Annotated in this window: 1 protein-coding gene; it reads right to left on the bottom strand. The window is 62.8% G+C overall.

What is annotated here, in order from left to right:
* Nucleotides 1-592: immunoglobulin-like domain-containing protein (locus tag B2Y33_RS20620; RefSeq protein ID WP_288633354.1), on the bottom strand; the 592-nt coding region annotated here is incomplete at both ends.

Below are 592 nucleotides of genomic sequence, written 5' to 3'. Positions count from 1 at the left end.
GTAGGTGATCTTGCCGCCTTCAGCCACAGTGGTGTTATCCACAGCCAGCACGGCGGTGACCTTGCTGATGGTGTCGGTGATGTTGACCGAGGCAGGCGCGCCCAGCACCAGGTTTTCGAACTTGGCGTTCGGCACTTCAGCCTTGGCGATGCCGATCTCCAGCTTGCCCTCGTCCTTGAACACGTCGTCGCCCTGCGCCGCGGCCGTGTAGGTCTTGGTCAGCTCGCCAGCCTTGAACACAACGGTGGCGTTGTTGCTCAGGGTGACGGTCAGGTCCTTGTCCAGCGCACGGTTCAGGCTCAGGGTGAAGGTCGGGGCCGTGGCTTCATTGACCGACACTTGGTCTGCAACGATGTTGACCTGTACCAGGTCGCCCTGCCCAGCCGGCTCGTCGGTCACGGTGGTCGTGACTGCCGCCTTGCTGGCCACCAGGTTTTCGAACTGCTTGTCACCGGCGACGGTGATGTCCGTGATGGCCTTGGTGATTGCAGGCTGGCCACCGACGTACACGTCGTCCGGCGCATTGATGCTGACAGTGCCGCTGGCAGAACCTGCCGCGATGAACACTTGCGTGCCGCCGGTCAGGGTGACG

Origin of the sequence: Pseudomonas sp. UBA5666, assembly GCF_002420785.1 — a bacterium.
GTDB classification, from domain to species: domain Bacteria; phylum Pseudomonadota; class Gammaproteobacteria; order Pseudomonadales; family Pseudomonadaceae; genus Aquipseudomonas; species Aquipseudomonas fulva.
This window is presented reverse-complemented; position numbering and strand designations above follow the sequence as displayed.